This is a genomic window from Streptomyces sp. NBC_00273 (assembly GCF_036178145.1).
Lineage (GTDB): Bacteria > Actinomycetota > Actinomycetes > Streptomycetales > Streptomycetaceae > Streptomyces.
In genome coordinates this window covers 2,037,741-2,053,941 of the sequence record NZ_CP108067.1, presented here as the reverse complement: position 1 = coordinate 2,053,941, position 16,201 = coordinate 2,037,741, and the positions used below count along the sequence as shown (strand labels likewise).

At 74.5% G+C, this 16,201-nt stretch carries 8 protein-coding genes; all 8 read left to right on the top strand.

Annotation, left to right across the window (positions count from 1 at the left end; all coding sequences use genetic code 11):
- Positions 1 to 170: 170 nt before the first annotated feature.
- The 8 genes from OG386_RS08770 to OG386_RS08735 all read left to right on the top strand — a co-directional run bounded on the left by OG386_RS08770 (position 171) and on the right by OG386_RS08735 (position 16,135).
- Complete coding sequence (locus tag OG386_RS08770; protein ID WP_328787599.1) at positions 171 to 1,439, top strand: aspartate aminotransferase family protein; 1,269 nt, start codon at positions 171 to 173, stop codon at positions 1,437 to 1,439.
- Positions 1,436 to 2,443, top strand: coding sequence for an inositol monophosphatase family protein (locus tag OG386_RS08765; protein ID WP_328787598.1), 1,008 nt, complete (start codon positions 1,436 to 1,438; stop codon positions 2,441 to 2,443). The genes OG386_RS08770 and OG386_RS08765 overlap by 4 nt, the downstream gene beginning before the upstream one ends.
- The gene (locus tag OG386_RS08760) at positions 2,440 to 3,477 is read left to right on the top strand and encodes a zinc-dependent alcohol dehydrogenase (RefSeq protein WP_328787597.1); all 1,038 of its coding nucleotides are present in this window, start codon (positions 2,440 to 2,442) and stop codon (positions 3,475 to 3,477) included. The genes OG386_RS08765 and OG386_RS08760 overlap by 4 nt, the downstream gene beginning before the upstream one ends.
- Positions 3,474 to 5,384 carry a beta-galactosidase gene (locus OG386_RS08755; protein WP_328787596.1) on the top strand — a complete coding sequence of 637 codons (1,911 nt, stop codon included), beginning with the start codon at positions 3,474 to 3,476 and terminating at the stop codon, positions 5,382 to 5,384. Before OG386_RS08760 ends, OG386_RS08755 begins: the two co-directional genes overlap by 4 nt.
- Positions 5,385 to 5,758: 374 nt before the next feature.
- Entirely contained in the window at positions 5,759 to 7,954 is a 2,196-nt protein-coding gene (locus OG386_RS08750; protein WP_328787595.1) for an aminotransferase class III-fold pyridoxal phosphate-dependent enzyme, read from the top strand.
- The gene (locus OG386_RS08745) at positions 7,951 to 8,376 is read left to right on the top strand and encodes a nuclear transport factor 2 family protein (protein WP_328787594.1); all 426 of its coding nucleotides are present in this window, start codon (positions 7,951 to 7,953) and stop codon (positions 8,374 to 8,376) included. The genes OG386_RS08750 and OG386_RS08745 overlap by 4 nt, the downstream gene beginning before the upstream one ends.
- On the top strand, positions 8,373 to 14,909 hold the full coding sequence (locus tag OG386_RS08740; protein WP_328787593.1) for a non-ribosomal peptide synthetase: 6,537 nt from the start codon (positions 8,373 to 8,375) through the stop codon (positions 14,907 to 14,909). Before OG386_RS08745 ends, OG386_RS08740 begins: the two co-directional genes overlap by 4 nt.
- Entirely contained in the window at positions 14,906 to 16,135 is a 1,230-nt protein-coding gene (locus tag OG386_RS08735; protein WP_328787592.1) for a cytochrome P450, read from the top strand. The genes OG386_RS08740 and OG386_RS08735 overlap by 4 nt, the downstream gene beginning before the upstream one ends.
- Positions 16,136 to 16,201 lie beyond the last annotated feature (66 nt).

Below are 16,201 nucleotides of genomic sequence, written 5' to 3'. Positions count from 1 at the left end.
TGAGAAGGCGCTGCCGCGAGATCCCTGTCTCAAACGGGTGAAGTATCCGGGCCGCCCCCCACCGGCATCAAGTCGCCGTATCCGAATTCTTTCCATTGGACGTGAGTTGAAAATCCGCCGTCCATTTTTCGACGTGTTGACGTCTCGAACGACCCGTGTGAGAGGGACCGATGGAAACCAAGGACGTTACCGAGCACATCTATTACCCCGTCAGCGATTACAAGATGGCGCGGGGTGAGGGCGTCTACCTCTACGACGAGGACGGCAAGAGCTACCTCGACTGCGCGTCGGCGACCTTCAACCTGAGCCTGGGATACTCCCACCCGGCCGTCGTCGCCGCGATGAAGGAGCAGCTCGACAAGCTGGTCCACATCACCTCCTCCTACCAGAGCGATCCGGTCAACGGCCTGGTCCAGCGGCTGGTCGAGGTCTCCCCGGACAACCTGACGAAGGTGCACCCCAAGGTCTCCGGCGGCTCCGCCGCCAACGAGGGCGCCATCAAGATGGCCCAGATGGCCACCGGCAAGTCCGAGGTCATCACGCTGTTCCGCAGCCACGTGGGACAGACGATGATGATGACGTCGATGTCCGGCAACGCGTTCCGCCGCGAGCCGTTCCCCAACATCTTCCCCGGCAGTCTCCAGGTCCCCGACCCGTACTGCTTCCGCTGCTTCTACGGGCAGAAGGAGGGCTCCTGCGGGATGATGTGCGTGGACCGGCTGGAGGACTTCGTCGACTACGCCAGCTCCGGCCGGGTAGCCGCCGTACTCATCGAGCCGATATCCGGAAACGGCGGCAACATCGTCCCGCCGGACGGGTACATGCAGAAACTGCGCGCCTTCTGCGACGAGCAGAACATCGCCCTCATATTCGACGAGATCCAGACGGGCATCGGCCGCACCGGCCACATGTTCGCGGCCCAGTACTTCGACGTCGAACCCGACGCCATCACCACCGCCAAGGGCCTCGGCGGATCGGGCGCGCAGGTCGCCGCCATCATCACCAACGAGCGGCTCGCCGGCCTCCCCGCGAACCACCACTCGTTCACCTACGGCGCCAACCTGTTGGCCGCCGCCGCGGCCAACGCCACCCTCGACATCGTGCGGCAGCCCGAGTTCCTGGCGAACGTGACCCGCACGGGCGACTACATCATGCAGCGCCTCGACGACATGAAGCGCCGCTACCCGCAGATCGTCGACGTCCGCGGCGTCGGACTGATGATCGGCTTCGAGATCGCCGAAGCCGACGGCAAGCCCGCCGTGAAGCTCACCAACCACCTGGCCACCAAGGCCATGGACCACGGCCTGATCCTGCGCACCTCGCGCTACGGCTACGGCAACGTCCTCAAGATCCGCCCGCCGCTGATCCTCACCATGGACCAGGCCGAGGAGATCTGCGACAAGCTGGAGAACCTCTTCCTCGCGGAGCTGGCCCGATGAGCGCCGACACGCCGATGACCGCCGACAACCCGATGGTCGGCGACAACCCGATGAAGCGGCTGCTCACCTCCCTCGGACAGCACGTCCGCGCCGAACTCCTCGCCTACGAGGCCACCGGCCGCGAGCGCAGCGTCCACGGCGACTCGCCCGGCGGCGACGCCCAGTTCGACGTCGACGAGGTGGCCGAGCAGGCCGTACTGGACTACCTGCGCGAGCACGCCCACGTCCCCGCGGCCCTCTACACCGAGGACGGCTCCTACGTGGAGCTCGCCCCCGATCCGCAGGTCCTCCTCGTCGTCGACCCGATCGACGGCACCCGCCCCACCTCGGCCGGCCTCGAAATGGGCATGGTGTCCATCGCGGCCGCCCCCTATGGGGACGGCAAGCCCACCCTCGCCGACGTCGACGCCGCCTGCCTGGTCGAGATCAAGAGCGGCGCATGGCTCTACGGCGACGACACCGACGGCCTCGACAGCGGTGGATTCGCCACCGCGGTCCCGCGGCTGAGCCGGAACACCGACCCGACCCACATGTTCTGGTCGATCGAGTTCAACGGCCACCCGATGGACCTGATGACCGCGGCGTACGGCCACCTCGTGGACAGCTCGGCCAACACCGGCGGCATCTTCGTCTTCAACAGCAGCACCTTCTCCATCTCCCGCATCATCACCGGCCAGCTCGACGCCTACGTCGACATCGGCAACCGCGTGCTGCGCGACCACCCCGACACCGAAGAGGCGTTCCTGCGGGTAGGCCGCGGCTCGATCCTGCACCTCTTCCCCTACGACATCGCCGCCGTCGTCTACCTCGCCCGGCAGGCCGGCGTCGTCATCACGGACGCCTACGGCGACGACCTCGGCAGCACCTCGCTGGTCGACCTCGGCCCGATGAACCAGAAGTCCTGCATCGCCGCCGCCACCCCCGAACTCCACGAGCAGCTGCTCGACACCATCCGCTGGGACCTGGGCCGCGCCGCCGCCGCGCCCGTGAGGGAGGAATCATGAAGGCCCTGACGCTCACCGCCGACCGCACGCTCGCCCTCGTCGACCACCCCAAGCCGGAGCCGCTGGCCGCGGACGACGTCGTCATCCGCGTCACCCAGAGCGGCATCTGCGGGACCGACCGCAGCGTCCTCGTCGGCAAGTTCCCCGCCGAGACCGGTGTCGTCATGGGCCACGAGGCCGTCGGCGTCGTCGATTCCACGGGCCCGGGCGTCACCCGCTTCGCCGTCGGCGACCGGGTCATCGTCAACCCCACCCTGTACTGCGGAAACTGCCCCACCTGCCTCGAAGGCCACTGGAACTTCTGCAGCCGCAAGACCGGGACCGAGGTGGGCCTGGACTACGACGGCTCCTTCGCCGAGTTCATCCGCCTCCCCGAGCTCTTCTGCCACGCGATCCCCGACGACATGGACTTCGACCGCGCCGTCGTCGTCGAACCGCTCGCCTGCGCACTCAACAACATCGAGGCCGGCCGCCTGGCGGCCGGCGAGACCGCCGTCGTCGTCGGTGGCGGCCCCATGGGCGTGGTCACCGCCATGGCCGCCCAGCGCTACGGCGCCACGGTCCTCCTCGTCGAACCCGACCCGGTACGCGGCCGGCTCGGCCAGGAGATCTTCGACGCCCCCGAGTTCGGCGGCCGCGTCACCGTCCACACCCCGGACGACCCCGCCCTCACCGAACGCGGCGACCTCGTCGTCGACTCCGTGGGCAACCTCCTGGAGCAGAGCATCGGCTACGCCGCCGTGCGCGGCCGCGTCGTCGTCATGGGCTTCAACAGCAACGCCTCCGCCACCGTCCGGCCGCTCACCCTGCTCCAGCGCGGCCTGCAGATCATCGGCGCCGGCGACTACAACAGCATGATCTTCCCCAAGGCCGTCGAGCTGGCCCGGCAGCTGCCCCTGGAGCGCGTGGTCACCCACCGCTTCGCCCTCGCCGACCACGAAGAGGCGTTCAAGGCCCTCGCCGCCGTCCCCGGCGCCGAGTACACCGCCCTGAAGGTCGTCCTCGTACCTCCGCACGACGGAGCGGCCGTATGAGCCCGACCCCGCGCGCCACGCTTGCCGCAGCGCTCGTCCCCGGCACCACCCGGCCCGTCGTCGTCGGCGAGTACCCGTACTACCGGGCCGCCCCCGTCAACTGGGGCGCCGACCTGCGCGAACTGCGGGCCCTCGGCGTGGACGTCGTCTCCTGCTACCTCCCGTGGCGCTTCCACGAGACGGGTGCGCAGGAGGGCGACCGTTCCTTCGACTTCACCGGGAAGACCGACCCGCAGTGCGACGTCGTCGGGCTGCTGGAGCTGGCCGCCGCCGCCGGACTGGGCGTCCTCCTCAAGCCCGGCCCCTTCATCCACGCCGAGGTGCAGCTCGGCGGCCTGCCCGACCGCCTCTGCGGCCCCGGACACACCCCCTACCAGGGGCTGGACGGCACCGTCCTCACCTCGCAGGGCAAGCCGCTGCCCAGCCTCCTCGACCCGGCCGTCCAGGCCGAGACCGAGACCTGGCTGAAGGCCGTCGCCGACGAGGTCGTCGCCGGGGCCGCAGCGCCCGACGGCCCCGTCGTCGCCCTCCAGCTCGGCAACGAGGGCACCTGCGGCGACGCCCACCTCCCCGTGGACGCCCAGGACGCCTCGCCGGCCGCCCGCCGGGCCTTCGCCCGCTGGCTGACCGGACGCGGCCTGCCCGACGAGGCAGCCCTCGCCACCGAGGACGTCACCCGGTGGACCAGCGCCACGCGACAGCAGTGGTCCCGCTGGTCCGGCCAGGCCATCGTCGACCTGTGGGACCGGATCTCCGCGCTCTTCCCCGAAGGCCCGGCCCGGCTGGCCAACGTCCCCCTGACCGCGGTCGCCGCACCGCGCGCCGCCCTCGACGCCTGGGCCGCCCGGCAGCGCGCCGTGCGAGGCTCCGGGTACTTCGTCGGCCACACCGAATGGATCGGCAACCCGGCCAGGGAGACCGAGGCCTTCGGCTCCCACCTGGCCGGGATCCTCCTCGGCGGCACCGACGTGGTCGAGGCGAACTGGGGGTTCACCTGGACCGACGAGTCCTTCGCCCGGCCGGCGACCCCCGTCTTCAACGCCCTGCTGGCTCTCCTGCTGGGCTCCACCACCGTCAGCGTCTACACGGCCTGCGCCACGGAGAACTGGGGCCCGCTGGTCGACATGGACCCCGACGGGCTGCGCGCCGAAGGGGTGGACCCCGCCCTGCACGCACCGCCGTACACCCCCGGTGCACCGCTCGCCGAGGGCGGTGCCCACCAGGCCAACGCCCAGGGCCTGCGGCTGCTGGCCGCGTTCCTCGAACGCCACGGCGCCCTGCTGGCCGGCTCCGTCCTGGACCGCGACGCGGTGGTCCTCGTCGACCGGGCCCTGCCCGAAGCCGGCGCCTGGCAGCGCACCGGCCGCACCGTCCTCGTGGAACTCGCCGACGCCGTGCACCGCCAACTGGCCGACTCCGGACGGCTGATCGGGCTCGGCTGGCTCGACGAGCGGCCGGCCCACGCCGCCGACGGCACCCCCGTCCCCGTCGCCGTGGTGCGGGCCGGGCACCCCGACGGAGACGGCCCCGGCGAGCTGACGCTGCCCGCCGGTGAGCCCGCGGACGGCGCGGCCGCCGCGTTCCTCGCCGCGTTCGCCGACGCGCTTCCGGCTCCGGCCGGCCCGCGCTGGACCACGGCGCACGGCAGGGCCCGCGTCCTGAGCCGGTCCGGCCCGGACGGCGTCCGCGTCATCGGCGCCTTCAACCCCACCGACGCCGACGACCGGGTCACCGGCACCGGCGGTGGCTGGACGCTGGACCTGCCCGCCGGGTCCGCCGCGGTCCTCGTCACCCGCGACGGCGCACTCGTGGGATGGCTCGCCACCCCCGAGGAGCCGTCCGTCACCCCCGCCGCCCTCCTGTGGGGCGGCGAGCAGGCCGACGCGATGCGCGTCCGGGCCTCCTGAGAACCCGGGCGGCGGGGGAGCGTACCTGACAGCGCGCCCCCCGCCGCCCGGCCCTACCCCACCCAGCACCCCCGCCCCCGCCCGGCGGTGGTCCTGCCGTGCCGTGACCGACGGTGCTCGGCGGCGGCCCGCCACCGGGCACCGGTCCCGGTGCTGCTCCTGGCTCGGCCCGGCGGTGGTCCCGTCGTCGGCTTCGCCGGGACGCGGTGCCGTCACCGGTCCTGCCCGGCGGTGCCGTCGCCACCGGGCTGCCGGTCTCGACTCCGCCTGGCGGTGGTCCCGTCGCCCGCCTGCCGCGGCAGTCCGCACCCGCCCCCACCCTGCATCCCGCGCAGCGCACAGGCCGGGACTCCTCCCACGAGCGAGATGGCGTCATGAACCCGAACCCCCACGCCGCCCCCGGCCCGGTACCGCACCTGCGCCCGGCCGGCCCGCAGACCCTCGGCATCCTGGCCGACCTCATCGCGCAGGAACAGCCCGTCTTCGCCATGCCGTCCTGGTTCGTGACCACCGAGTCCGCCCAGGCCGGCCACCTCGTCAGCGAGTTCGTCAGGGAACTGGGCGGCCGCCCGCCCGGCACCCACTACCGCAGCTTCTTCGCCAACTCCCGCTACGAGGCCCTGCACGGCGCCGTCAAACTCCTGCGCCACCGCGCCGCCGCGACCGCCGCCGCCCACCGGGGCCGCGTCCTGGTCCTGGACCCCGACGGCACCCTCGCCCGCCGTACCGACCCGCTCGGCGAAGGCCCCGACCGCGCCCTCGCCCCCGGCCTCCTCACCCACACCACCGTGGCCGGCCTGCGCACCGCCCTGCACGGCACGACCGTGTGCGGGCTCGTCGTCCGCGCCCCCGAACTCCTCGACGCGGGCGCCCTGGCCGCCGTCGTCGAACTGGCCCGTACCGCACGCGCCACCGGAGCCCGCGTCGTCGTCGACCTCAGCGACGTCGCCCCGGACAGCCCCGTCGACCCCGCCGTCACCGCGCTGCGCCCCGACCTCGTCGTCCTGGGCGAATCCCTCACCGGGTACGAGGTCCCGTTCGGCGCCTTCACCGGTACCCACGACACGTTCGCGCCGTGGACCACCCCGCAGACCGGGTTCCTGCACTCCAACACCTACGGCGGCAACAGCGTCGCCGTGCGCGCCGTCGGCGCCCGGCTGCGCCCCCGCTGGGACGCCGCCGCCCCGGTGCACCGCGTCCTCGCGGCGGCCACCGCCGACCGGCAGGCCACCCTCGACCTGTACGCCCGCCACGTGAACCCGATGGCGGTCCGCATGCACCGCAAGCTGCACGGCGCGCTCAACGTCGTCCGCGCCAAGGGCTCCCGGCTCACCGTCCGTCTCGACTCCGGCCGCGAACTGGACCTGGTCGACGGACTGTGCGGGGCCGGGCTCGGCGTGGCCGGCCACAACCCGGCCGACGCGCTGACCGACGTCGTACGCGATCACGACCCCGCCCGGGACCACGTCCGCGAGCTCGAACAGGTCCTGGCCCGCGAAACCGGCCTGCCCCACGCCTTCCCCGCCGTCAGCGGCGCGTCCGCGGTCGAGAGCGCCATCACCCTGGCCCGACTCGCCCGCCCCGGCAGGCGGCGCATCGTCGTCTTCAAGCACAACTACGGCGGCAAGACCCTCGTCTCCCTGCTGGCCACCGCCGCCGGACGCACCCGCGCGCCCTTCGGCCCCCTCTACGACGACATCCGCTACATCGACCCCTTCACCCCGCACGCCGTCGACGACTTCCGCAAGGAGGCGGCCACCGGCGAGATCGGACTCGTGTGGATCGAACTGGTCCACGGCAGCTCCGACGCCTACGCCCCGATCCCCGGACCGCTCCTCGACGCCGTCACCGCCGGCCGGGCCGAACAGGGCTACCTCGTCGGCGTCGACGAGGTCCTGACGTCCTACTACCGCTGCGGAACCCGCTTCGCCCACCACGGCCGGCTCCCCGACATCGACCTCATGAGCCTGTCCAAGGCCCTGAGCTACGGCTGCTTCCCCACGGGTGCCGCCCTCGTCTCCGACGAGGTGTACGACGCCGCCCGCGCGGCCAACCCGCAGCTGGTCGAGGAACTGCGCACCCACCACGCCCACGCCCTGGGCGCCCACTTCGCGCTCCAGGCCATCCGCCAGGTCGACGCCCTCGGCCTGCCCGAACGGGTCCGGGCCCTGTCGGACCTCGTGGCCGCCGGACTCGCCGCGATGGACACCGGGCCGCACGGAGTGATCGGCCGCCGCTTCGCCGAAGGCATGCTCGGCCGGTTCGAACCACGCGTCCCCGGAGCGCTCGGCCGCTTCGTCGACCCCGAGGGCGAGTGGATGACGTACGCCCTGATCCTCTGGTGGATCACCCGTGCCCGGGCCTTCGTCGTCTACGACGTGTTCCTGCTGCCCCTGACCGCCACCGAGCGGGAGATCTTCCAGGTCATGCGCGGCGCCCGCAGGCTCTCCCGCACCGGCCCGGCCCGGCTCCTGGCCCACGCCGTCCTGTTCCGGCTCGGCCAACGGCTGTCCGGCCTGCTGAAGCCCGGCCCGTCCCGCACCCCCGCACCTTCGAGGAGCACCGTATGAGCACGCAGAACGTCGAAGTGATCCGCACCTTCTTCCGGCTGTTCGACGAGGGCCGCCTCGCCGACATCGAGCCGCTGCTCGCCCCCGACTTCGAGTGGGTCTACCACGGCCCCGCCTCGCTGCCGTGGGCCGGCGTCTACCGGGGCGTCGAGGGTTTCCGGGCGTTCTTCGCCATCGTCCGCGAGCTGATCCGGGTCCAGGAGTGCGCGGCCTACGACTACCTCGACGCCGGGGACCGGGTCGTGGTCCTGGGCGTGAGCCGCACCCACGTCCTGGCCAACGGCGCACGCTACGAAGCCCAGTGGATGAACGTCTTCACCGTCCGCGACGGACTCATCTCCCGCTACCTCGACCTCTTCGACACCGCCAGTGTCGTCGAGGCCCTGGAACGCGACCCGCAGGAGGTGACCTCGGCCCCGTGAACACCACCACCACCGCCACCACCCTCGGCGCGGCCTTCACCGCCGTGGCCCGGGCCCACCCCCACCGCACCGCCCTGGTCCACGGCGACCTACGGATCGGCTACGGCGAACTCGCCGCCCGGGCCGCGGCCGCCGCCCGCCGCCTCACCGGCCGTACCGCCGCCGGCGAGAGCGTAGGGATCTGCGCCCGGCGCTCGCCCGGCACCATCGCCGCCCTGCTGGGGACGGTGCTGGCCGGGGGCGCGTACCTGCCGCTGGACCCCGACGCACCGGACGAGCGGATCCGCGCGCTCGTCCTCGACAACCACCTGCGCACCGTCTTCGCCGCCGGGCAGGACACCGCGCGGCTGCGCGCCCTGCTGCCCGCGGGCGTGACGGTCCTGCCCGTCGACGAGGACGCACCCGACCCGCTGCCGGACCCGGACCCGGGCGCGGGCCGGAGCCCGTCGTACGCCCCCGGGGCCGGGCAGACCGCCTACGTCATCCACACCTCCGGCAGCACCGGCGCCCCCAAGGGCGTCCAGGTCGCGCACCGCTCCGTCCTCGCACTGGCCCGCGCCCCCGAGGCCGGGCTGACCGCCGACGACACCGTGCTGCAGCTCGCCCCGCTCCACGTGGACCCCTCCGTCTTCGAGATCTGGGGCGCCCTGCTCAACGGCGCCCGGCTCGTGCTCCCGCGGTCCGAACGGCCCGGCGTGCACGACATCGGCCGGGAGTGCGCCCGCCACGGCGTGACCGTCCTGCGGCTGGCCGCCCCCCTGTTCCGGCTGGCCATGGAACACATCACCGCGGACCTGAGCGGGCTGCGCCTGTGCATCTCCGGCGGCGACCGGGCCGACGCGGACGCGGTACGGACCGCCCTGCGCGAGCTGCCCGGCTGCCGGATCGTCAACGGCTACGGGCCCACGGAGACCACGGTCTACGCCTGCTGGCAGGCCTTCGACGGCCCGGACGACTGGGACGCCGCCTGGCAGGACGTGCCGATCGGCCGCCCCTTCGCAGGCGCCACCGCCCACGTCCTGCGCCCCGACCACACCCCGGCCGCGCCCGGCGAGGAGGGCGAACTCTGCATCGGCGGCCCGGGCGTCGCCCAGGGCTACCGCGGCGAGCCGGAGCGGACCGCCGAGAGGTTCGTTCCCGAGCCCGGCCGGCCCGGCCGCACCGCCTACCTGACGGGCGACCGGGTCCGCCGGCTCCCCGGCGGCGAACTCGCCTTCCTGGGGCGCTTCGACGACCAGGTCAAGATCCGCGGCCACCGCGTAGAACCGGCCGAGACCGAACGGGCCCTGCGGACCCACCCGGCGGTCCGGGAGGCGGTCGTGGTCCCGTACGGCGCCGCGGACGCCCGCCGACTGGCCGCGTACGTGACCCTGACACCGCTCGACACCCCCACCCCGAACACGTCATCCACCCTCACAGCCCCGGCCGATCAGGTGACCCTGGCCACAGCCACTGCGGTGGTCCCGACCCCGGCCGCACCGGCCGTAGTCAGCCTGGTCGTTCCGGCCCGGGCCGATCAGGTCGTCTCGGCCTTGGCCGACGCGGTCCCCCCGGCCCCAGCCGATCAGGTCGTCTCGGCTTCGGCCGGCGCGGCCGGTCCGGCTTCTGCCGACGCTCCTGTTCCGGCCTTGGCTGATCCGGTTGCCCGGGCCGCAGCCGGCCTGGTCGTTCCGGCCCCGGCCGATCAGGTCGTCTCGACCTCGGCCGCCCCATCCGCCCCGGCTTCGGCCGACCCGATCCCCCCGGCCCCCGCCGACGCTTCCGTCCCGGCCCCGGTCGACGCGGCCGCCGCCCTCGTCGCGCACATCGCGCGGATCCTGCCCGAACCGGCGGTTCCGGCGGTCGTCACCGTGCTCGCGGAGCTGCCGACCACGGCCAACGGCAAGGCCGACCGCCGTCTCCTCGCCGCCCTCGCCGACCGCGCGCCCGCGGCGAGCCCGGCTCCGGCCACTTCCGCCCCGGCGGGCCCCGGTACCGAGGAGGCCACCGTCCTGCACGCCGTCTCCGCACACTGGGAGGCCGTTCTCGGTCGCGCCGTCGGCCCGGACGCCGACTTCTTCGCCGCCGGCGGTGACTCCCTGTCCGCCCTGGCGATCCTGGCCCGACTCGAACGCGACCAGGGCGTGGCCCTGACGATCGCCGACCTCTTCACCACCCCGACGATCCGCGCCCTGGCGGCCCGCGTGGCCACCGCCGCCACGGCCACCGCCACCACCGCACCGGCCGCCCCCGGGGCGTACCCCGGCCCGCTGCCGCTGTCGCCCGCCCAGGAGGGGATCTGGTTCGAGCAGGAGGCCACCGGAAGCACCGGCCGCTACGTCATCGGACGCGGGTACTTCGTCGACGGCCCCCTCGACCCGGCCCGGCTGCGGACCGCCCTGACCCTGCTGGGCCGGCGCCAGACCGCCCTGCGCACCGTCGTGCGGCGCGACGCCGACGGCTGGCGACAGAGCCTGACCGCCGACCCGGGCGCGGCGGTGCGCCACATCGACCTCACCGGCGTTCCGGCCGGCGAACGCCAGGCCCTGGCCCGCGCCCTGGCCGCCGAGCACCGCACGGCGGAGCCGGACGCCGACGGCACCCGGCTGCTGCGCACCCTCGTACTCACCCTGGACGCCCGGAGCGCGCTGCTCCACTTCGCCGTCCACCATGCCATCGCCGACGACTGGTCCCTGGACCTCTTCACGTCCGAGTTGTCCGCCCTCTACGCGGACCCGGCCGCGGACCTGCCGCCCCTGGACCGGGGCTACCCCGAGCACCTGCGCGGCTCCCTCGCGCCCCGCCCCGAACGGCTCGCCGCCGCGGCCCGGTTCTGGCAGGGCGCGCTCGACGGCGGCGCCGCCGCACTCGACCTGGTCACCGACCGTCCCCGCCCCGCCGTCCTCAGCGGATCCGGCGACCGGGTGCGGCTGCGGATCGGCGCCGCGCAGCACGCCCGCCACATCGAGGCCGCCCGCCGGCACGGCGTCAGCCCGTACATGCTCGGCCTGGCCGGCGTGTACACGGTCCTGGCCGCCCACACCGAACGCGACACCCTCACCCTGGGAACCCTGGCCGCCGGGCGGAACCGGGCCGGGGCACAGGACCTCGTGGGCTGCTTCGTCAACCTGCTGCCCGTCCGCATCGAGGCGGACGCGGACACCACGGCCAGCGTCCTGCTCGCCCGCGTCCGGGCCGCCTGCACCGAGGCCCTGCACCACGAGGACGTACCCTTCCAGGCCGTGGGCCGGGAACTGGCCCCGGTCACCACCGGCCGCGCGGCCGTCCCCTTCCAGGCCGTCGTCAACCACCGCCAGCGCCGCCCGCGTCCGCTGGAGCTGCCCGGCGCGCGGACGGCGCCCTGGGACGCCGGCGACCGCGACACCGCCACCTTCGAGCTGTCCTTCACCTTCCAGGAGGAGGGCGACGGCCTCGACATCGAGGTCGAGTTCAGCACCGACCTCTACGACCGTGCCACCGCACAGCGGCTGGCCGGCCAACTGGCCGCCGTGCTCGACCGCCTCGCCGACGGCGACCCGCCGCTGCGCGGCGTCACCCTGTACGAACCGGGGGAGCACGAGCGGCTGAGCCGCGCCCCGGAGCCGGGCCCCCGGGCAGCGCGGACCACCCTGCCCGCCCTCGTCGCCCGCCAGGTCGCCGCCCACCCGCACAAGGCCGCCGTCGTCGGCACCGACACCAGCCTCACCTACGCCGAACTCGACCGGCTCGCCGACACCGTGGCCGCCCGCCTCGCCACCCGCGGGATCCGGCCCGGCGACCGCGTCGCCGTGTGCCTCGAGCGCTCCCCGCTCCTCGCCACGACCCTCCTCGGGGTGCTCAAGGCCGGGGCCGCGTACGTGCCGCTCGACCCGGCGTACCCGGCGCTGCGACTGCGCCACTGCATCGCCGACGCCGGTGCCGGCGCGCTGGTCTGCGCCAAGGACACCGCCGACACGCTGTTCGGACCGGGCACGGAAGGTTCCGGCCCGCCCGTCCTGGACATCGAGGCCCTCACCGCCCCCGGCGAGCGGACTGCGCCCGCCGCACACCCCGGAGATCCCGCCGCCCCGGCGTACGTCATCTACACCTCCGGAAGCACCGGGCGCCCCCGCGGCGTCGCCGTCTCCCACCGCGCGGTCGCCAACACCCTCCTCGCCTGTCTCGACCGGCACCCCTTCACCGCGGACGACGTGTGGCTCCAACTGACCTCGCCCGGGTTCGACGTGGCCGCCTTCGAGCAGTTCATGCCGCTCGTCTCCGGCGCCACCCTGGTGTACGCGGACGACGCCACCCGCGCCGACGGCCCGGCCCTCACCCGCACCCTGCGCACCGCCGGGGTCACCGTGATGGTGACAGTGCCCTCGCTGCTGCGCGCACTGGACCGACCCGACCTGGCCGGCGTACGCGTGCTGCTCGTCGCCGGCGAGCCCGCGGACGTCCACGACACCCGTCACTTCGCCGCGGACCGGGTCGTCGTCAACGGCTACGGCCCGACCGAGGCGGCGATCCTGGCCACCACCCACCGGGCCGACCCCGCGGACGCCCGGGTCCGCGTGCCCGTGGGCACCGCCCTGTCCGGCACCGCGGCCCACGTCGTGGACCGCCACGGACGGCTCGCGGCCACCGGCGTCCCCGGCGAACTGTGGCTCTCCGGCGCCGGACTCGGCGACGGCTACCTGGGCGACCCCGAGCGGACGGGCGGGTCGTTCACCACCCATCCCGCACTCCCCGCCGCCGGTCGCTGCTACCGCACCGGGGACCGGGTGCGCCGGCTGTCCGACGGATCGATCGACTACCTGGGCCGGCTCGACCACCAGATCAAGCTGCGCGGCTTCCGCGTCGAGCTCGGGGAGATCGAGGCCGCGCTCGCGGAACACCCCGGTGTCCGGGAGGCCGTCGCCGTCCTCCTCGACGCCGGGGCCGACGCCGAACTCGCCGTCGGCTACGTCGGCACGGCCGCACCCCGGGACGCCCGCGCCCACCTCGCCCGGCTGCTCCCGGCCCACATGGTGCCCCGGTTGACCGTGCCCGTCCCCGCCATCCCGACCGGCAGCCACGGCAAGGCCGACCGGTCGGCGCTGGCCGCCCACCTGGCTTCTGTGCGCCGGCAGCGGCCGTACCCGGGCGACGGAGCCGCCGACGGCTCGCCGAACGGGACCGAGCGGCGGCTGCTCGCCCTGTGGGAGGACGTGCTGGGCGCGCCGGTGGGCTCCCCGGACGAGGACTTCTTCACACGGGGCGGCCACTCCCTGCGCGTCATCCGGCTCTTGGGCCGCATCGAGCGGGAGCACGGCGTCCGGATCGCCGTCGCCGACTTCCTCGCCGCGCCGACCGTACGGGAGGTGGCCCGCCTGCTGGAGGGGGCCGTCCCGGCCGGGGCCCGGCCCGTCGGGCCCGACGACGCGCGGCTCGACCCCGCCATCGTCTTCCCCGACCGCCCCGGCCCCTTCGACCCGCACGACGCCGTCCTGCTCACCGGAGCCACCGGATACGTGGGCTCCCACGTCCTCGCCGAGCTGCTGGACCGCACCACGGGCCCGGTCCTGTGCCTGGTCCGGGCCGAGGACCCGGACGCCGCCCGCCGTCGGCTGTCCGCCGCCCTGCGGCGCCACGGGCTGCGACCCGACGCCTCGGACCCGCGGATCGTGCCCGTCCCCGGCGACCTGACCCGGCCCGGCCTGGGCCTCGACGGCACCCACCAGGAGCACGTCCTGCGCGCGAGGACCGTCCTCCACCTCGGCGCCGAGGTCCACCACGTGTCCGGCTTCCACCACCTGGCGGCGGCCAACGTGGGCGGCACCGCCGAGCTCCTGCGGATCTGCGCCGAGGGCCGCCCGGCCCGCTTCCACCACGTCTCCACCCTCGGCGTGTTCCGCGAGGGACCCGGCGGCGCCCGCCCGCGTACGATCACCGAGGTCACCCCGGCCGGCGCGGAACGCCACCCCCGGGGCCGCGGCTACGCGGCCGCCAAGTGGGCCGCGGAGCACCTCGTCGCCCAGGCCCTCGAACGCGGCGCCGACGCCCGGATCTACCGGCTCGGCCGGGCCGGCGGCAGCACGACGGGAGCCGTCAACGAGGACGACTTCCTCAGCCGGCTCCTCGTCACCTCCGCCGCCCTCGGCTGCCACCCCGACGACCCGCGGCTGGCCACCGACGCACTGCCCGTGGACACCATGGCCCGGGCCCTGGTCGCCCTTGCCCTCGCCGACGGAGCCCCGGGCACCGTCCACCACCTGCACCACCCCCGGCGGACGACACTGGCCGAACTGCACGCCGTACACGACCGCCGCACGGGCCGGACCACCCCCGCGGTCCCGCTGGACACCTGGCTCGGCCGTCTGGCCGACGCCGAAGCCGACGGCACCGCGCTGCCCGCCCTCGCCTACCGCGAGTACGTCCGGGACCTGCGCGACCACCTGGACGCGCGCCTCCCCGACCACCGCAACGACGCCACCCTCGCCGCCCTGCGGGCCCACGGCATCGCCCCGCCCGCCCTGGACGACGCCCTCGTCGGCCGCTGGTGGCAGAACCTCGACCGGAGCACCCGCGCATGACCGACCCGACGACCGACCCGACGACCGCCCCGACGGCCGAGCCGCACTACCCCATGCACCGGCAGTGCCCGTTCGCCCCGCCGCGGGAGGCCACCGACATCCGCGACGCGGGCACCGTGCCCCGCGTAACGCTGTGGAACGGCGTCCGGCCCTGGCTGTTCACCCGCTTCGACGACGCCCGCACCGTCCTGGCCGACCCCCGGTTCAGCGCGGACAAGAGCCGCCCCGGCTACCCGCTGTCCAGCGCCGTCGCCCTCGCCGAGACCGCCGTCGAACCGACCCTGCTCGTCATGGACAACCCCGAGCACGACGCCGTACGGCGCCTGGTGCTCGGCGAGTTCACCGTGAAGCGGGCCGAAGGGTGGCGCCCGGCCGTGCGCGCCGTCGTCGACGGCTGCCTGGACCGCATGCTCCGCGGCACGGAAGCGGACCTCGTGGCCGACCTGGCCCTGCCCGTCGCGCTCACCGTCATCTGCGAGTTCCTCGGCGTGCCCTTCGAGGACCACGAGCTCTTCCGCGGCCTCACCCACACCATGAACGTCGTCGCCGGCACCACCGAGAGCGCCGCCGCCGCCCGGCAAGACCTCCAGGACTACCTGGAGGAGCTCGTTGCCGCGGGCGAACGGGAACCGCGGGACGGCTTCATCGGCCGCATGGCCGCCCGGCACCGGCCCGACGGGACCATGACCCGGCGCCAACTCGCCGCGATGGCCCTCCTGCTGCTCACCGCCGGCCACGACACCACCGCCAACATGATCTCCCTCGGGGTGCTGACCCTGCTGCGCCATCCCGGCCACTTCGCCGCCCTCGGCGCGGAGCACGACCCCGAACTGCTCGCCGGCACCGTCGAGGAGATGCTGCGCCACCTCACCGTGGTCCAGCGCGGCATCCGCCGGATCGCCGTCGAGGACGTGAAGGTCGGCGACCGGCTCGTCCGGGCGGGGGAGGGCGTCGTCGCCGCCATCAACGTCGCCAACCGGGACCCCGAACGCTTCGCCGCGGGCGAGGAGTTCGACCCCGCGGCCCGCGCCCACGGCCACCTCGCCTTCGGTTACGGGCCCCACCAGTGCATGGGCCAGGCGCTCGCCCGGGTGGAGCTCCAGGAGGTCTACGCCGCCGTGGCCCGCCGGATCCCGACCCTGCGCACCGCCGTGCCCGTCGAGGAGATCCGCTTCAAGTCCGACATGGCCGTGTACGGGGTGCACGCCCTGCCCGTGACCTGGTGACCCCACCACCGCGCACGGGTCGCTTCCCCGTACTGCCCGGCCGCCCCGTACTGCCCGGCCACCGTC